Consider the following 18204-nt stretch of genomic DNA (forward strand, 5'->3'; position numbering starts at 1 on the left):
CTTCTTGCACTCACACTATTTCTGATGTGATTCCCTTATGCTGTAGCACTCTCTCCTCTGTCATATCAGTAAAGTAATGAACGTTTTCATTTCCAAGAAAATGCGTAATTTTATTGTGTTAGCCCAAACAAATAGCATGGCGAAGGCGGCTGAAAAATTACACATGACGGCATCTCCTTTCGGCAAAAGTATTATGGCGCTGGAAGAATTGGTCGGTTACTCCTTATTTACTCGTAATGAGAAAAGTATCAGCCTCAATAAAGCAGGACAAGAGCTTTATCAGGAACTATTTCCTATTTATCAACGACTTTCAGCTGTAGATAACAGCATTGTGGCTATGTCACAGCGCCAGAAGAATATCGTGATAGGAATTGATAACACTTACCCAACCATCATTTTTGATCAATTGTTCAGTCTCAGCGATAAATACGACGGGATTACCGCTCAGCCTTTTGAGTTTAACGAAAACAGTGTGATTGATGACTTACTCGAAAGCCGTGTAGATTTTATTATCTCCCCGCAGCAAGCGTCACAACGTGTCACCCATATTGATACCCTGCAAGCCACGGAGCTTCCCTCTTTACGGCTCGGTTTTTTAGTGTCACGTCGCTTTGAGAATATCCAGGCGTTAGAGTTGTTGAATACATTGCCTTGGTTGCAAATGCGCTTCCAAAATAGGGCCAATTTTGAGGCTCTACTGGATGCGCATTTCCGTGCGATTGGCATTAACCCCACCATTATCTATCGCCCCTACAGCTTTATGGCAAAAATCAGTGCTGTTGAGCAGGGGCAGTTTCTGACGGTAGTGCCTCAGTTTGCTTATCGGTTAGTTAACCCCGCCAAGCTGAAATATTTTGATGCACCGAATCAGCCCATGTATATGCGAGAGTACCTATATTCGCTCAAGAATAATCATCACGTCGAAAAAGTCATGGGCTATATACATTCAGACCGAGAGGGTGATTAAGGTGCCAACATTGAGCCAAATTCGAACAGATTTTGGTGCAACTGGAATGCTTGCGCCAGATTGTGATGCAAATGTCCGCCTTTGGCCTGTGCCAGATAGCGATGCAGGTAGTCACGATACATCGGATGTGCACAGTTATTGATAATCGTGGTGGCACGCTGCATGGGTGATAGCCCGCGTAAGTCAGCCACGCCTTGTTCGGTAACGATAACTTTTACGCTGTGCTCACTATGATCAACATGGGTACACATCGGCACAATGGTGGAGACCTTTCCACCTTTGACGATGGAGGGGGCCATAAAGATCGACAAATAGGCGTTGCGCTCAAAATCTGCACTGCCGCCAATACCGTTGACCAATTCCGTACCGGCAACGTGGGTCGAGTTGGCATGGCCGTAGATATCAAATTCAAGCCCGACGTTAAGGGCAATAACCCCTAACCGACGAATGATTTCTGGGTTGTTAGAAATCTCCTGTGGCCGCAATACAATGCGGGTAGAGAAGAAATCCATATTGTCATAGATTTTTTTCAATGAGGCGGGGGAAACGGTCAAGCTGGAGGCACTTACCCCCATCACTTTTTCGGTTTCTAATAATTGAACCACCGACTCTTGTAGCACCTCTGAATACATCATAAACGGCGGAATATCTGGGTTTTCTCCCAGGCGTTTCATCACGGCGTTATTGATATTACCGACGCCGCTTTGCAGCGGGAGAAACTCTGGTGGAATACGGCCCAATTTGAGTTCATTAAGCAGGAAACTCACCACATTGTCGGCTATTTTTTCACATAGTGGGTTTGCGCTGTCCAGACTATTACCGGCATCCGGCAGTTCGGTTTCAACGATGGCAAAAATTTTACTCGGATCCACCTGTACATAGGGCTGACCGACTTTATCCAACGTATGGTAGATAGGCAGGGTATTACGCCGTGGTGGGGCACCGAGCATGATGATATCAGCCAGTTCAGCGACCCGTGGGCTGTGATAATGATTGAGTTCTATGATGATTTTCTTGGCTTTATGTAAAAAAACCGGGGCATTACCAATGCCGCTGCTAAGATACACCTTGCCATCAGCGGTGATCGCCGAGGCTTCAATAACCGCGACATCAATGTCGCCAAAGAAGCCATAGTTAACCATTTGCGCCACTTCACTCAGATGCAGGTCGACAAAACTGACCGCGCCCAAGTTGATTTTTTCCCGCAATAATGATGCGGTCTGATAGGGCGCGCGCCAGGCGATAGCGTCAGCGTCAGCCATTTCATCATCCGCTTTAGCACTAATGGACGCGCCGGTCAGTAAACGAATCTGAAAATCTTTTTGCTGCTGATGATGCGCTATTGCGCGCCGGGCTATGGCGGCAGGAAGCGCCTTAGGCGCTCCGGCTGGGGTAAAACCACTGAACACCACCATATGACCATGTTCAATACATTCAGCGGCTTCATCCGCGCTCATTATGCAATATGACCGTTTCATAAAGAAATCCTCTGGTTGAGAAGGTTTAATGCCCCAAAAAAGTAGGCTTACGCTTCTCCATAAATGCACTCATGCCCTCGAGATAGTCCTCACTATCGTAGACGGCACGCCGCAAACCTTGAATGCGCTCAAACTCATCTGAATTCATGGTGTGGGCTTCGCCTAAAACCCGGAGTTCTTCTTTAATAACGGCTATCGCCAGTGGTGCTTTTTCAGAAATGACGTGGGCCAATTTCAGTGTGAAATCCTCCAGTTCAGCGGGGTCAACCACATGATTGAGAATACCAACCGAAAGTGCACGCTGCGCGGTTATTGGCGCGGCAGTGAAAATCAACTCTTTCACGATATGGAAGCCAGCATCGCGAATAAGGTTGTGGATACCCACCAAATTGTAGGGAACGCCCAGATTCACCGGTGTCATCGAAAAGGTTGAGGTGTTACAAGCCACAATAATATCTGAGCTCATGATCATCTCGAATGCACCACCCCAAACGCTACCTTCGACCATTGAAATGATCGGTTTAGGATATTTTTGGATAGTTCGGGTGATTTGACGCAATGGATCATCATATGACAGTGGGTCCCGTCGGCCAGTGGGTAATTCGTGAATATCATGCCCTGCGGAGAACACTTTTGAACCTTCGGGCGCGCGGAGAATAATGCAGCGGATATCGGTATGATTGAGGTCATGCAGCGCTTGCATCAAATCATCAATAAACACCTTACTTAAGGCATTGAGTTTGCGTGTGTGGTTGAACTCAATAATACCCACCCGATTGGCAATCAACACTTTGACATACTGATAAGACATGGTTGTTCCCTTTAATTGATAATTTTTTGTGTAATAAAATGGGTTACGTCATTAATACCGGCTCGCGGCGAGATTTGATTTTGACGTAACAGATCTTCAATTTGTTGATAGTGCTGGCGGACCTCGGGGTGAGAAAACAGCATTGCAAGTGCATTTGCCTCTACCTGATGACGCACCCAACTAAGATTTTGTTGTTGGCGCAAGGTGGTGAGCTGCCCACTTTGCATCATGACCGGCCAAAAACGTTGTACTGCCTGCCACACTTCGCGGATACCGCGTTTTTCCAACGCGCTACAGGTGAGAACCCGTGGCTGCCATGCGGGATATTTACGGCGAATGATATGCAGTGCGCTGTGATACATATGGCGGGCGATCTCAACATTGCTATGGTTGTCGCCGTCATCTTTGTTAATCACAATAAAATCGGCCATTTCCATAATGCCTTTCTTAATGCCTTGTAGGTCATCGCCAGCACCGGCGATTTGCAAAGAGATAAAGCAGTCCACCATTTCAGCCACTTCGGTTTCAGACTGCCCAACGCCGACGGTTTCAACGATGATGACGTCGTAGCCTGCGGCCTCACAGAGCAAGATCAACTCGCGGGTACTCTGGCTTATCCCGCCGAGGTGGCCCCCTGACGGCACCGGGCGCACAAACGCATGCTCAGCGCGTGACAGATTCAGCATGCGGGTTTTGTCGCCCAAAATGCTGCCGCCACTGATCGGGCTGCTGGGGTCAACTGCAATCACCGCGACCTTATGCCCTTGTGCCAATAACTCTTCGCCTAGCGCCTCAAGAAAGGTGCTTTTCCCCGCACCGGGTGTGCCGGTAACGCCCAGCCGTTTAGCCTGACCGGTATAAGGCATAATGCGGTCTAACAGCCGAGCGCTTAATGCCTGATGTCGGGGGAGGCGGCTTTCTGCCAGGGTCATGGCTTGCGCTAATGCGGCTCGGTCTCCCTGGCGTAAACGGTGAACGTAGTCCTCCATATTGTCGATATCAATCATGGCGGCGGCTGATGAGTTGCAGAACGTCACGCACGCTAACGAGCATTGGTGTACCCGGCCCATAAATTGCTGCCACACCCTGTTCACGCAAGAAGGTGTAGTCTTGTGGCGGAATAACTCCCCCAGCCACCACCAGAATATCTGGCCGTGCATATTGACGCAGCGCTTCAATCAACTCGGGGATCAATGTTTTGTGGCCGGCGGCAAGGGAAGAAGCACCGATGACGTGAACGTCATTCTCCACCGCCAGACGGGCGATTTCATCCGGTGTTGAGAACATCGGGCTAAGATCGACATCAAAACCGAGGTCAGAGTAAGCGCTGGCAATAACCTTAGCCCCCCGGTCGTGGCCATCCTGACCCATTTTGGCAATCAGAATTCTGGGTCTGCGCCCATTTTCACTGAAGAACGTTTGGGTCTGCGCCACTATTTGATCAAATTCCTGAGCGTCTTTCTCGCTCTGGTGATAGCTGCGCGCAATGACACCGGTAACGCATTCGCTTGGTACCAGGTAGCGGTCAAATACCCTCTCCATTGCATCTGAGATTTCACCCAGTGTTGCCCGCAGTCGTGCAGCTTGAACTGCGGCTTCCAGTAGATTTTCATGGTTTGCCGCCGCATGACGCAGGTTTAGCAATGCTTGTTGAACCGCGCTGTTATCTCGCTCGGCGCGAATACGTTTAAGTTGCGCAATTTGTTCATTGCGCACTTTAACGTTGTCAATTTCCAACACCTGAGTTTCAGCTTCTGTCTCTAACTTATATTTATTCACCCCGACAATAACGCGTTTTCCCTGATCGATAAGTGATTGCTGACTGGCGGACGCCTCTTCAATCATCCGTTTGGGTAGCCCAACCTCAATGGCTTTGGCCATGCCGCCCACATCATCGATCTGTTTGATAATGGTTCTGGCTTGTTTCACCATTTGATCGGTTAATGACTCGACAAAATAAGAGCCTGCCAGCGGGTCAATGGTGCGGCAAATCGCCGATTCTTCCTGAATGATTATTTGTGTATTACGCGCAATGCGTGCTGAGAAATCAGTCGGTAGGCCGAGAGCCTCATCAAAAGCATTGGTATGCAAAGACTGTGTGCCGCCGAGTGTTGCGCCCAGAGCTTCGATGGTAGTACGAATAATATTGTTGTAGGGGTCTTGCTCGGTCAGGCTCCACCCTGAAGTTTGGCAGTGGGTGCGTAGCGCTAATGATTTAGGGTCGGTTGCGCCAAATCCACTGACCGCCTCACTCCAGAGGTAGCGTGCGGCGCGTAACATGGCGATGTTCATAAACAGATCCATGCCAATGCCGAAGAAGAATGAGAGGCGTGGGGCGAAGTCATCAATATTTAAACCGGCATTTAAGGCCGCTTTGATATATTCAATACCATCAGCAATAGTAAAAGCCACTTGCTGCACGCAGTTAGCGCCGGCTTCTCCCATATGGTAGCCACTGATGCTGATAGTGTTGAAGCGCGGCATATTTTGCGAACTCCAGGCGATGATGTCGGAAATAATGCGCATGGAGGGTTTGGGTGGGTAAATATAGGTGTTGCGGCACAGATATTCTTTCAGAATATCGTTCTGAATAGTGCCGGTCAGTAGCGCAGGATCCACCCCTTGCTCTTCGGCCGCGACGATATAAAACGCCAGAATGGGCAGCACCGCACCATTCATCGTCATCGAAACAGACATTTTATCGAGTGGTATTTGCTCGAACAGAACCTTCATATCCTCAACGCTATCAATTGCCACACCTGCTTTACCCACATCACCAGAAACGCGTGGGTTATCTGAGTCATAACCACGATGAGTGGCAAGATCAAATGCTACAGAAAGACCTTTTTGCCCCGCAGCCAGATTTTTGCGATAAAAGGCATTTGATTCTTTAGCCGTTGAAAAACCAGCATATTGGCGAATTGTCCAGGGCTGAGCGGCATACATTGTGGCTCTTGGCCCCCTAACGTAGGGTGCAAGACCGGGGAACGAGCCAGTGACCTCTAATCCATCAAGGTCACTGGCGGTATAAAGTGCTTTTACCGCAATACCTTCGGGCGTCTTGCTGATCAAATCTTCTATTTTTTTTCCTCGCTTGCTTAATTCTTTATTAGCGAGATTTTCCCACTCACGCATATCCACCATTTGTCTTGCTCCCAATTACTGGCAATAGAATGCCTATCGAAGGCTATGAGATATTCCTCGACGAAGGCTTTATACCCGTCATACTTCAAACTGCATGTGTGTTGGCTGCCATCACTACTCGGCCCGTCCATGGACCTCGCCTCTGCGAGGCCGCTGCAAGCAGCGTTCAAATCTGCTCCTGACCGATTTGTCACTCAAGTCATTGAGTTATCTCAACTCCTTGGGTTCATTTCGTTGCCGCCTTCCTGCAACTTGAATTATTTAGGGTATAGATTTTATTTAAGTAAGCGCTTTTTGCCGTGGGTTGTCGCGGGCAAAAAAGAACAGGGTGTCACGTCATTATTAGTCAGTGGGAATGCATCTAATTTGTGGTTTTGTTCATGTTTTTTTAGGAAAGGCGTCTTTCGTTATGAGATGTTGGTCATAAAAAAAGCACCCTTATTGGTTGGCTAGCCAATAATTGGGGTGCTATTTATAATAGGCGGGTTATTCGTGCTAACCAGCGAGCGGGTATCTCACTAAAAACGTTCGGGGTGCAGCAAATGTTCAACCGCTTTCTGCGCGTTAATCCAGTGTTGCCCGCCAAATAAATTACTGCGGTTCAATAAATAATAAAGCTGATAAATAGGTTGGCGCTCAATAAAATCGGCAGGCAGCGGCCAAACACGCTGATAACCATCATAAATTTGGGCGGGTAAGGCAGGGTAGAGCGGTAACATCGCAAGGTCGCACTCGCGATCTCCCCAATAACAGGCGGGATCAAAAATTACTGGCCCTTGGGCACTGGCAGCACAGTTAGCTGGCCATAAATCACCGTGTAGGAGTGAGGGCTGTGGCTGGTGGCCTTGTAAACGTGCTTGCACTAAGTCAGTTATCTGGTCGATATCACCAAAAGACATGCCTTTTTCCGCGGCTAACTGCAATTGCCAACCGATACGCTGCTCAGCAAAGAATTGCCCCCAACGGCGCTGCCAGCAATTAGGCTGCGGTGTGGTGGCCAGATCATTATCAAAATCCAGCCCGAATTGCAGTTGTTCGCTCCATTGATGCAGATGGGCTAATTGCTGGCCCAGACAATAGGCGTTATGCGCATCGAGTGGCTTTAGGGGGAGATACTCTAGTAACAGAAAACTGTAATCGCGATCGCTGCCCACGCCGTAGACTTCAGGGACTTGGACTGTTTTGCTGCGGGATAATAAAGCGAGTTGATCAGCTTCGGCGGTAAATATGGGTAGCATCTCGCGGGTATCGCATTTCACGAAAACCTCAGTCTCACCATAACTGAGACGCCAGGCTTCATGAATATCTCCGCCCGGTAATTCAGTCCTTTCCCTAATTTCAGCGGGACCGAGATATTCACCTAACAGACGATTCACTGCTTGCCACATGATTCACCCCCTATTAGCTGCCAGTTAAACCCTGTGAACTTGAAATTACAGGGTTGTTAGCGAGGTTAACTTATCCTCATCACTCGACTACATTAGCGCATCAGGATTAATGAGCCTAATCCATAAGGCTCATCCTGCGGGCTGGCATTAATGCTATTTAAATCGACTCCCGGCCGATTTGACATTCGCTGCTACCTGCAAGTCCAATGACTCTGGCTACAGATCATTAGGTTAGCGTCTTTATGGTGCGAAGAACAAGAGCTAGCGCACAGGGATACCCGTGCCGGATCAAACAAAAGACTGATTCTACTGGTAAAGCGTTAGTCGTTTCGCTGTTTTGCTCATCTTACGACAAAAATGGCATGGTAAAAAACTTGCTGCTGGCTGAATCTGAATAATAGATATGCCGTACAGCGTAATGGCCATCCGGCATATTTATTGGGACTTAATTGATTATAGCAGGTTACCTTTCGGCACGTTTTTAGCGCTAGCAGCTTTGGCCTGAGGGGATATTTTTCGGCCCTTTACGGGTTTTATATGGCTATAAATCAGGGCGACCACAAAGAACAGTGCCTGAATAATGACAATACAAGGACCCGTGGCACCATCAATATGGAAACTGATTAAGGTGCCCAGCACACAGGCCACCACTGACACCAGTGTGGCAACAATCAGCATTTGATCAAAACTACGGCAAACCATAAAGGCGATAATACCGGGGGCGATTAACATGGCGATAACCAGAATAACCCCAACCGCCTGCAATGATGCCACGATGGTCAATGCCAGCAGGCAAAGTAAGCCATAGTGCAGCAATTTGACCGGCAGCCCAATCACCCTGGCATGGTTTGGATCAAAGCAGTAGAGCATGAAGTCTTTACGCTTTAATAGCACCACCAACAGAGTGAAGCCGGCAATCCACAATGTCTGTTTCAGTTCCGCTAATGAAATACCCAGCATATTGCCGAATAAAATATGGCTGAGGTGCTGGTCTGTATCCATGCGGGAAAATAGCACCAGGCCAAATGCGAACATACCGGAGAACACAATCCCCATAACGGTATCTTCTTTGACCCGGCTATTATCTTTTAAATAACCGGTGGCAATCGCGCAGAATATACCCGAGACAAAGGCACCGATAACCAGCGGAATACCGAGCCAAAAGGCCAGCACAATGCCTGGTAGCACTGCATGAGAGATAGCATCCCCCATTAATGACCAGCCTTTTAACACCAGATAACAAGACAAGACTGCACACACCACACCGGTAATAATCGCGGCCACTATCGCCCGTTGCATAAAGGGGTAGGCGAAGGGTTCGCTGACCAGACTAAACAATGTATTCATACATTATCCTCTGGCAGATGGGGTAATGGGTGGCGGCGTTTTTGCCGTGAACGAAAACGGGTCGCCAGTAATCCGTGTTTCGGCGCGAAGAAAAAGGCTAAGAGGAAGACCAGTGTTTGTAAGGTCACAATGACCCCGCCTGTTGCGCCGTCCAGATAGAAGCTGAGATAAGCACCAAAGGCACTGGTAAAGGCACCAATGGCAATCGCTATCATCAGTAAGCGGCTGAAACGGTCCGTGAGTAGGTAAGCGGTCGCCCCGGGGGTCACCACCATGGCAATGACTAAGATCGCGCCAACAGTCTGTAAAGCCGCGACAGTACAGGCACTTAACAGGGTGAAGAACAAAATTTTCAGGCGCAGGGGTGAGAGTCCTATCGACATGGCGTGGCTTTCATCGAAAAACACCGCCAGCAAGTCTTTCCAGATCAGACATAGAATCACAAACGAAACCAAAATGATGATCTCTACCTGCAATACATCTTCGTCTGCTATCCCCAGAATATTACCGAAAATGATCGACTGGACATTGACCGAGGTAGGGTTGAGCGAAACAATTAATAAGCCAACAGCAAAAAAGGTCGAGAAGATGAAACCAATGATGGCATCTTCACGCAGACGAGTGATATGGCGCACTAATGTCATCGCCAATGCGGCGAGCATGCCGGTAAAGAATGCACCAGCGGCATAAGGCAGCCCAAGAGCATAAGCGCCAGCGACCCCCGGAACGACGGAGTGCGATAGCGCATCCCCCATTAGCGACCAACCTTTCAGCATCAGATATGCCGATAAGAATGCGCAGACGGCACCGACAATCGCACTGACCCAGATAGCCTTGACCATGTAATTGTAGTTAAACGGTTGCAGTAACAGTTCCAGCATCAGGGATTATTCTCCTTTGACTGACTCTGTGCCGGCGGGTCATTCTTGGTGTGACCATAAAATACCGCAGGACGTTCATCATCGGTAATGACCGTGACGGTGCGTGGGTCATTATCATCGTGCAGTGCCGTACCGGAGAGATTGATATGGCGCAGAACACCACCAAAAGTCATTTCGAGATTCTTTTGGGTAAAGGTGGTTTCGGTCGGCCCGGCGGCTAGCACGGTTTGGTTAATCAGAATCACGTGGTCACAAAATTCTGGCACGCTACCGAGGTTATGCGTGGAAACCAGAATCAGATGGCCTTCATCACGCAGTGCGCGCAATAAATCAATAATGGCATTTTCTGTTTTGACGTCAACACCGGTGAACGGCTCGTCTAATAACAAGACTGAACCTTGCTGTGCCAACGCGCGGGCCAGAAACACCCGTTTCTTTTGCCCCCCCGATAGCTCACCGATCTGACGTGACCGTAATGCCGTCAAGCCGACTCTCTCAATGGCTTTATCGACAATGGTTTTATCTTCACGGCTCGGGATGCGCAGAAAATTCATTTTGCCATAACGGCCCATCATGACCACGTCTTCCACCAACACTGGGAAGTTCCAGTCGACATCTTCGGTCTGCGGCACGTAAGCGATGGTATTTTGTTTTAAGGCATGGCTGATGGGTTTATGACTCAGCTCCACTTTCCCGATACTGGGTTTAACTAACCCCATAATACTTTTAAACAGTGTCGACTTACCGCTACCATTCACACCGACCAAGGCGCAAATTGTGCCACCGGTCAGTGAGAAACTGGCGTCATAGATAGCAGTATGCCCGTTGTTATAAGTGACAGTGACATTATCCACTACCAGCTCCGGGCGGACAAAAACAGCATGGCTCATTGACCAAATCCTTTCGCGATAGTTTGTACAGTGGCGTTAATCAGATCGATATAAGTGGGGACCGGCCCCTTTTCATTCGACAGAGAATCTACATATAACACACCACCATATTGTGCACCGGTTTCTTTGCTAACTTGTTTCGCCGGTTTATCGGAAATAGTACTTTCACTGAATATCACCGGGATTTTATTTGCGCGCATGGTATCAATCACGTGGCGCACTTGTTGCGGGGAACCTTGCTCTTCCGCATTAATTGGCCACAAGTAAACTTCTTTAAAACCATAATCTTTTGCCAGATAACTGAAGGCACCTTCACTGGTCACCAGCCACCGTTGCTGTGCGGGGATGCGAGATAAACGTTCACGCAACGGGGCATCCAAGGCGGCAATTTTTTCAGCATAAGCTTTGGCATTACGATTATAGGTTTCAGCATGGGTGGGATCGTGCTCCACCAGTGCTTTACGAATATTCTCAATATAGATTAAAGCGTTTGATGGTGACATCCAGGCATGTGGATTCGGAATACCTTTATATGGCCCCTCACGGATAGGCAGGGGGGTGATGCCATCTGTAACCACAGCCGAAGGGACATCTTTAATATTTTCAAAGAAACGCTCAAACCAGCGCTCCAGGTTCATCCCATTCCAGAGAATCAAGTCTGCTGATTGTGCCTTCACGATATCTCGTGGCGTGGGCTGATAGTCGTGAATTTCTGCGCCGGGTTTGGTGATTGACTCAACAATGGCAGCATCACCGGCGACATTCTGCGCAATATCTTGAATAATTGTGAATGTAGTCACAATTTTGAATTTTTTATCAGGGTCGCTGGGTTTATTTTCTGCCAAGGCTGAGTTGCTGATCATCGAGGAGAATGCAACAAGAGCCAATAGGGTAATGGCAGATAAAAAACGGGGTGTAATACGGCTAATTGAGTGCAGGTAGGGTATTTTTTGCTTAGTAAACATGGCGATGTTCCCTTTCTTTAAATGAAAATGATTATCAATATCATTAGCGATGAAGTCAAGCCTTGCCATACAATAAACTAAAACTTACCGATAGTTACTGAATATAGCCTGATCATTATGTTGATAATGGTCAAACTAGGCCAAAAAATCTATTTGGACGAGGTGACAACTTGTATATGCTACAAAACGGCTTATCAGCACGGGGAATACTGTGAATCCAAAAGTCGGTTGCCTAATGGCAATTTTATTGCTGGCGGGGTGTGCTAAACAAACTCCGTCACCACAAGCAAATAACGGGTGGCTGAAGAAAGCGCCACAGGGTGGTTTCCTTAACGCACCGAAAAGCAGCGGCGGTTCAAGTACAGTTGCCTATAGCGATGTAATTAAACAAGCAGCCAGCCATTACGGCGTTGATGAAACGTTGATTAAAGCCATTATTCAGGTGGAGTCTGGTTACAATCCTGATGTGGTGAGCACCTCGAATGCTGTGGGTTTGATGCAGATTAAAGCCTCTACCGCTGGTCGAGATGCCTACCGGATGAAAGGGCGTGATGGTCAACCGAGTTCAGGTGAATTAAAAGATCCGGTGAAGAATATTGATATTGGCGCGGCGTATATCAATATTTTGCAAAACCAGCAGTTAGCGGGGATAAGTGATCCGCAAACATTGCGTTATGCCACCATCGTTTCTTATGCCAATGGTGCGGGGGCGATGCTACGGACTTTTTCATCAGATAAACGGCTGGCAGTAAATAAAATAAATAGTCTTAGCCCGAACGAGTTTTATCAGCATATACAAAAGAAACATCCGGCCGCACAAGCCCCACGCTATTTGTGGAAAGTAGATACCGCGTACCGGGCAATGTCAGAGTAATATTAAAACGCTAACCGATGTAGTCTTATAGGCGCCGTAACTGTTATCAGTATAAACATCGGCTAGCGTTTCCCTCTTCAATCTCACTCTTGGTTATGCAAGTGCTGGATGGTAGTTGGCAATAATGTCCAGGATGCCGTTTATAATAAATTGTACGCCCATACACACCAGCAAGAACCCCATCAAGCGTGAAATGGCTTCAATGCCGCTTTTGCCCACCCAGCGCATAATGGCCCCGGAACTGAGCAGTGAACCCCATAAAATCAATGAAACACAAAGAAAAATCAGCACTGGGGCAACCGTAACGACCCATGGGCTGAATACGGTATGGCCTTTCATTGATGCGGCAGAACTGATTATCATGGCAATAGTACCTGGCCCAGCGGTACTTGGCATCGCCAGTGGCACAAAAGCGATATTGATAGATTTTCGCTTCTTTAAATCCTGCGATTTTGCTTCTAATTGCGTATCTTCAGCGGATTGCTGCGGAAAAAGCATACGAAAACCGATAAACGCCACAATTAGCCCACCGGCAATCCGCAAACCGGGAATCGATATGCCGAAGGTATTCATCACAACCTGACCGGCATAATAAGCGATGGTCATAATAAAGAAGACATAGATTGATGCCATCTTCGACTGATGATTGCGCTCTTCGCTGGTCATATTGCCAGATAACCCGAGTAATAGGGCCACTGTTGTTAACGGGTTTGCCAGTGGCAGCAGTAATATCAAGCCTAAACCAATGGCTTTACATAATTCGAAAATACTTTGCATCAGTCTTGCTCCGAAAATAACATCAAACGCACCCGATGAAAGTAGAGCATATCAGGCAATTAATTGCATATCGGGCCAATATACCCGCACTGAGTATTATTACTCAGTTTGCCACTCTACGCGATACGTCAGGTAAAAGGCTATCGGGGATTAACTCATGGCGGGGGAATCACTGATAAGTGAAAGGGTTGAGTGAATAAATACAGCCAACGTCACTGCAACTTATATGTGATATAGATCAAATCTCTGGCGAGCAACAGTTGGTTCAATAGGGTAGATCCAGAATAATCATGTCAGCATTAATTTCTGCAAGGAATACGGTTTTGTGCATTTGTGATATCAGCGTTGAAGACGAATATACTCGTCAGCCACTATCGGCTTCTGCCGCGTGGGTGTTAGATACGCAAGCCGCGCGTGCGCGTGGTCGGTTACGTTTTTTAAAACCTAAGCGTGAAGCCCGGCCGCGTTGGCGTTTAGCCCCCCTGAAAGATACCTACGAAATTCGTTTTTATCCTAACCGTATGCCAGAACTCTGGTTCTTCAGTGCGGAGAATGCGGCCAGAAAACGGCTCTGATAGTTAAATGTGGAGTAAGCTGATATGGCCTTTAACGCCGATGAACGCAATGCGCTGTTAGCCGTCAAAGGGGTCGGGCCAATGGTAGTCACCCGCCTGGAACAACTCGGTTTTACCTCCCTTGCGCAACTCAGTCAGGCGGATATGGGTGAAATTGTCACCAGTGCCGCGGCCATGGTGGGTTCTACTTGTTGGAAGAATAGCCCGCAAGCGCGCTCAGCGATTCAAGCTGCCATAGCGTTGGCTAAAACGCACACATCTGAGTGAGCTGGTTGTAGCCACCTCCCGTCTGGGCCTCTCTTCATGAGGCCAGCTATCTGCTTCGCTCACAGCACTTATTGCTTCTGCTGGGGCTTCTCTGAATATGGCAGCAGTAAGTCATCCAGTATTTGCATTCTTTCTGCTACCGGAAGATATAACCAACGCGTAAACCAAGGTGTTTTGGCGGTGCATTGCTGGTGTGTTTGTTGGAAGTAGCGTTCGAGATCCGACAGATCGTCTGTAATCTTTTGCATTATATTTCTCCCCTCGTTGACCGGTGAACAAATCATAGACAACAAAATACGGAAGAAAAACGGATGGAAAGTATTATTTTGTTCCGTATTTATCATTGTCAGGGCAAAAGCTAAACAGTGAGAGATGCACGGTAGGGGGCGGTTGCGCGTTTTTGGCGTGAGAAATGGTGGATAGCGGCCAAATAAAACGCCCCGATTGCATGAACAATCGGGGCGGCGTTCCAGTAACCATTGCTACACGGAAACGGAAATTGATTATGAGCACATCCTGTAGAAATAGCAATACACCCAGCGCTACTCAAAAGCAATAGATCATAATGTAAATCATTGTTGGTGGTGATAAACACCTTTACACAGCCAATGTCAGCCGTCTCTGTAGGTTTTTTGTTCCCAATTCGTTTCTTTGCCAATACCGTAATGCAGCCAACGTTAAATTAGGGGGTGAGTCCCCCCTGTTGCATTCGTTGTTCAATCCAGCGGCGAGCCTGAACAATTTCCGCCACCGGTTCCTCTGCTTTCTCCGTCCACATTTCAATCAGGAATGCGCCGCGATAATTGAGTTGATTAAGTGTCTTAAAAACATTGACGAAATCCACGCATCCTTCACCAAAAGGCACATCACGAAATTGCCCTGGTGACTGGTCAGTGACTGGATAAGTATCTTTCAGATGAATGGCTGCAATACGGTCAATTCCTATCGATAACTCATTACTGACATCATTACCCCAGGCACTCAGGTTGCCGACATCAGGATAAACCGTGAACCACGGTGAAGCGAGGCAGTTATCCCAGACCTTCCATTTACTGATTGAATTGATAAACGGCGTGTCCATTATTTCGACCGCCAACATAACCTGCGCGGCGGCTGCCTGTTGCACCGCCCATTGCAGCCCTTCGGTAAAGCGCCTTAGAGTGCCAGCATCCTGCTCTTCGTAATAGACATCATAGCCCGCCAACTGAATGGTGCGGATACCCACGTCTTTCGCCAATTGAATCGCTTGTTGCATCAAAAGGTAGGCCTGCTTTCTCAGCTCGTCATCATGGCTGCCAAAAGGGAAACGGCGATGAGCCGACAAGCACATGGAAGGGATTGCAATCCCGGTTTCTAACATGGCATCAACCAGAGATAAACGCTGTGCTTTGCTCCAACTGAGCCGGGCTAACCTTTCATCTGTTTCATCGATAGACATTTCAACAAAATCAAAACCACATGCTTTGGCTAAGGCTAAACGCTCAGGCCAGCTCAAGTGCTTAGGCAATGCTTTTTCATAAATACCTAATGGATGTTGGCGCATATTATTTCCCCCAAATAGCGTCAATGGCATGGTGAAACGCGGTGGCGGTAGCTACGGGATGTTCGGCTTCAGACAGTGCACGGCCGACAATAAAGGCACGTACCGCAATGGTGTGGAAGAGGGGTAAATCAGCAGGAGTGATACCGCCGGTAACCGACAGTTCGATTCCTAAGTCGGACAGTGCCTGCATCCTCTCTAGATCAGCCTGGCTCCAGCTTTGTCCGCAGGCTTGAGCATCGCGGCCACGATGATAAATGGCTTGAGTTAACCCTAAGTCACGCCAGTTTTTAGCGTCATTTAGCGTCCAGTGACCAAACAGTTCTATCTGGATATCGCCATCATGTTGCTTTGCCACCTCCAATGCGGCTGCCATGGTGGCGAGAGGGGCTGCGCAAATCACCGTCATCCAGTTTGCGCCAGCAGAAAATGCTTGCTGCGCCAGTGTGGCGCCCGCGTCAGCCACTTTAAGATCAGCAACCAGCGTATGTTGTGGATACCGTTGACGTAGAGTTTTGACTGCCTGAATACCTTCACTGATACACAGGATGGTACCGGCCTCGATGATATCGACATGGCGGTGCAGCAACGCGGTGGTCGCCAGTGCGGCATCAAGCCGGGTATGGTCCAGTGCGAGTTGTAATTGCGGCCTGAGGTGCTGAGTTGTCATAGTATCAATGTCCTAAATAGAGTCGGTGCCGCAACCTTGCCTGAGCAATAGAAGCTCATTGCAAAGTGCCAAGAGCAGCAACCAGAGCCTGATAGCGGAGATATTTATCCTGATATGCCTGTCGGGCGTGCTGATCGGGTTGCAGAGTATGCAGTTGCGGGGTTAAGGCCTGCTGAGCATCACTGAAATCGACAAAGCGCCCCGTGCCGACCATTGCCGCCAGTGATGCGCCCAGGCAGCCAGTCTCCTCAACTTGCGGCAGCTCTACCGGTAACCCGCTGATGTCGGCAAACATCTGCATCCATTGCTGTGATTGAGCCGGTCCGCCGGTAATCCGTAGTGCGCTGACGGACGAAAAACGTTTCAGCATTCGGTTGAGGTGGGTCATATGGCTGAATACCACCCCTTCGTAGATGGCTTGCACCAGATGTTGGCGCTGGTGGAAAGATTGCATGCCATAAAATCCGGCACACATTCCTAATCCAGCGTTGGAGCCATATAAAAACGGCACAAACAGTAGCTGGCTACCTGCTTTGGGTAACTGTGCTACCCATTGATTAAGCTGTTGGTAGTCTGTTTTCCCGCCCTCAGCACCAAACCATTGGTGGGTAAACCACTCCAGATTGGCCGCAGAGGTCGGGCTGGCTTCATGCACAATATATTTACCTGCTTCGGCATAACGGCCATAAACGAAGGGATATTCAACATCAGCTTTAAGCTGGTCGGTGATTCCCGAGGTCACCGACCAGGTCCCCATCACTGCATTTAATCGGCTTTCATCCTTCAGGCCGGCACAGAGGGCGGTAGAGACCACATCAAACAAACCGCCGACAACGGGGAGGCCAACCGGCAGACCGGTGGCATTGGCGGCAGCCTGAGTGATGGTGCCGACAATTTGTGCCGAAGCCACAATCGGTGGCAGGGCCGCCATAACTTCAGGGATACCTAGCAGTTGTGCCAGTGCGGGTTGATAGCCACCTTCGGCCATCGGATAGAGATTAGATTCTGAGATATTGGTCTCTTCGCAACCTAATTGGTCGGTCAGGCAGTAACGCAAATAGTCGTGGGCCATCAGAATGCTGCCAATCTGCTCATAACGGCCGGGTTGATGTTCTTTCAACCAGCGCAGCAAGGACACTGGGTGTCCGGTCCACAACGTTTGGCGGGTGATTGGGTAGAGCATTTGTGGGATGCCATCTCGCTGCCACTGTTTAACCAATGACAGCGCCCGTTGGTCAGAGGATAATATGGCATTGCCTAATGGCTCACCTTTTTTATTAAGTAAAAACAGTCCCTTACCTTGAGCGGAAATGCCCACGCCCTGAATATTGCTGGAGGGAATCGTGTGGCGGGCTAACAGTTGGCGAATCACCGCACTCATTGCCTGCCATAGCACAGTCATATCGCGCTCAGCCCATCCCGGCTGGGGGCTGATAATGGCTAAATTTTGCCGCGCGATCCCGCATTCGTTACCGTCTCGGTCATACAGACCCGCTTTAATAAAGGTGCCGCCACAATCGATACCCAACCAATATTCCATTTCAGCCTCCGGTCAGCTTTTTTGTCTATTTTGGGCAGCAACAGTGCCAATAAGGAGGCGACAGCTAGTGATATAAATATCAAGTATATT

18 protein-coding genes are annotated in these 18204 nt (G+C 48.6%); 4 read left to right on the forward strand and 14 right to left on the reverse strand.

The features are described 5' to 3' along the window. The first annotated feature begins 76 nt into the window (after positions 1–76). The gene (gene srsR / locus V2A85_RS14230) at positions 77–967 is read left to right on the forward strand and encodes a LysR family transcriptional regulator SrsR (RefSeq protein ID WP_420071685.1); all 891 of its coding nucleotides are present in this window, start codon (positions 77–79) and stop codon (positions 965–967) included. On the opposite strand, the gene V2A85_RS14235 is transcribed toward srsR, so the two are convergent. The 9 genes from V2A85_RS14235 to yfeA form a co-directional block, all read right to left on the reverse strand. Next, positions 964–2445, reverse strand: a complete 1482-nt coding sequence (locus tag V2A85_RS14235; protein WP_420071686.1) for a succinate CoA transferase — start codon at positions 2443–2445, stop codon at positions 964–966. The genes srsR and V2A85_RS14235 overlap by 4 nt on opposite strands. A gap of 25 nt (positions 2446–2470) precedes the next feature. Further along, positions 2471–3256, reverse strand: coding sequence for a methylmalonyl-CoA decarboxylase (gene scpB / locus V2A85_RS14240; protein WP_083158674.1), 786 nt, complete (start codon positions 3254–3256; stop codon positions 2471–2473). 11 nt (positions 3257–3267) lie between these two features. Next, complete coding sequence (gene meaB / locus V2A85_RS14245) at positions 3268–4263, reverse strand: methylmalonyl Co-A mutase-associated GTPase MeaB (RefSeq protein ID WP_420071687.1); 996 nt, start codon at positions 4261–4263, stop codon at positions 3268–3270. After that, complete coding sequence (scpA, locus tag V2A85_RS14250; RefSeq protein ID WP_420071688.1) at positions 4256–6400, reverse strand: methylmalonyl-CoA mutase; 2145 nt, start codon at positions 6398–6400, stop codon at positions 4256–4258. Before scpA ends, meaB begins: the two co-directional genes overlap by 8 nt. 518 nt (positions 6401–6918) lie before the next feature. Further along, positions 6919–7788, reverse strand: a complete 870-nt coding sequence (locus V2A85_RS14255; protein WP_372559163.1) for a fructosamine kinase family protein — start codon at positions 7786–7788, stop codon at positions 6919–6921. Between the two features lie 453 nt (positions 7789–8241). After that, positions 8242–9135 carry an iron/manganese ABC transporter permease subunit YfeD gene (yfeD, locus tag V2A85_RS14260; RefSeq protein WP_372559162.1) on the reverse strand — a complete coding sequence of 298 codons (894 nt, stop codon included), beginning with the start codon at positions 9133–9135 and terminating at the stop codon, positions 8242–8244. Continuing rightward, positions 9132–10016 (reverse strand): iron/manganese ABC transporter permease subunit YfeC, encoded by an 885-nt coding sequence (gene yfeC / locus V2A85_RS14265; RefSeq protein WP_083158679.1) that lies wholly within the window; start codon positions 10014–10016, stop codon positions 9132–9134. Before yfeC ends, yfeD begins: the two co-directional genes overlap by 4 nt. Continuing rightward, positions 10016–10906, reverse strand: a complete 891-nt coding sequence (yfeB, locus tag V2A85_RS14270; protein WP_372559161.1) for an iron/manganese ABC transporter ATP-binding protein YfeB — start codon at positions 10904–10906, stop codon at positions 10016–10018. The genes yfeC and yfeB overlap by 1 nt, the downstream gene beginning before the upstream one ends. Next, entirely contained in the window at positions 10903–11871 is a 969-nt protein-coding gene (gene yfeA / locus V2A85_RS14275) for an iron/manganese ABC transporter substrate-binding protein YfeA (protein WP_420071689.1), read from the reverse strand. Before yfeA ends, yfeB begins: the two co-directional genes overlap by 4 nt. A 211-nt stretch (positions 11872–12082) precedes the next feature. Here yfeA and V2A85_RS14280 point away from each other — a divergent pair, with 211 nt between their 5' ends. After that, a complete protein-coding gene (locus V2A85_RS14280; protein ID WP_083158682.1) occupies positions 12083–12745 on the forward strand; it encodes a transglycosylase SLT domain-containing protein in 663 nt (220 codons plus the stop codon). A 93-nt stretch (positions 12746–12838) separates the two neighbouring features. On the opposite strand, the gene V2A85_RS14285 is transcribed toward V2A85_RS14280, so the two are convergent. Continuing rightward, on the reverse strand, positions 12839–13522 hold the full coding sequence (locus tag V2A85_RS14285; protein ID WP_420071690.1) for a MarC family NAAT transporter: 684 nt from the start codon (positions 13520–13522) through the stop codon (positions 12839–12841). A gap of 323 nt (positions 13523–13845) precedes the next feature. On the opposite strand from V2A85_RS14285, the gene V2A85_RS14290 reads away from it, so the two are divergent. Together V2A85_RS14290 and V2A85_RS14295 are read left to right on the forward strand one after the other, a co-directional pair. Beyond that, a complete protein-coding gene (locus tag V2A85_RS14290; protein ID WP_193784813.1) occupies positions 13846–14097 on the forward strand; it encodes a hypothetical protein in 252 nt (83 codons plus the stop codon). Between the two features lie 24 nt (positions 14098–14121). Continuing rightward, positions 14122–14364 (forward strand): helix-hairpin-helix domain-containing protein, encoded by a 243-nt coding sequence (locus V2A85_RS14295; RefSeq protein WP_420071691.1) that lies wholly within the window; start codon positions 14122–14124, stop codon positions 14362–14364. A 68-nt stretch (positions 14365–14432) separates the two neighbouring features. Here the strand turns inward: V2A85_RS14295 and V2A85_RS14300 are convergent, their stop codons facing one another. The 4 genes from V2A85_RS14300 to V2A85_RS14315 all read right to left on the reverse strand — a co-directional run bounded on the left by V2A85_RS14300 (position 14433) and on the right by V2A85_RS14315 (position 18114). After that, positions 14433–14612: a hypothetical protein gene (locus tag V2A85_RS14300; protein ID WP_083163601.1), complete on the reverse strand. Its 180-nt coding sequence runs from the start codon at positions 14610–14612 to the stop codon at positions 14433–14435. Between the two features lie 434 nt (positions 14613–15046). Continuing rightward, entirely contained in the window at positions 15047–15907 is an 861-nt protein-coding gene (locus tag V2A85_RS14305) for an L-ribulose-5-phosphate 3-epimerase (RefSeq protein ID WP_372559157.1), read from the reverse strand. A gap of 1 nt (position 15908) precedes the next feature. Next, positions 15909–16574 carry a 3-keto-L-gulonate-6-phosphate decarboxylase UlaD gene (gene ulaD / locus V2A85_RS14310; protein WP_420071692.1) on the reverse strand — a complete coding sequence of 222 codons (666 nt, stop codon included), beginning with the start codon at positions 16572–16574 and terminating at the stop codon, positions 15909–15911. Positions 16575–16629: 55 nt separating this feature from the next. Further along, on the reverse strand, positions 16630–18114 hold the full coding sequence (locus tag V2A85_RS14315; protein WP_420071693.1) for an FGGY-family carbohydrate kinase: 1485 nt from the start codon (positions 18112–18114) through the stop codon (positions 16630–16632). Positions 18115–18204: the final 90 nt, after the last annotated feature.

This window comes from Yersinia sp. 1252 StPb PI (assembly GCF_048593885.1).
Taxonomy (GTDB): Bacteria; Pseudomonadota; Gammaproteobacteria; order Enterobacterales; family Enterobacteriaceae; genus Yersinia; species Yersinia enterocolitica_E.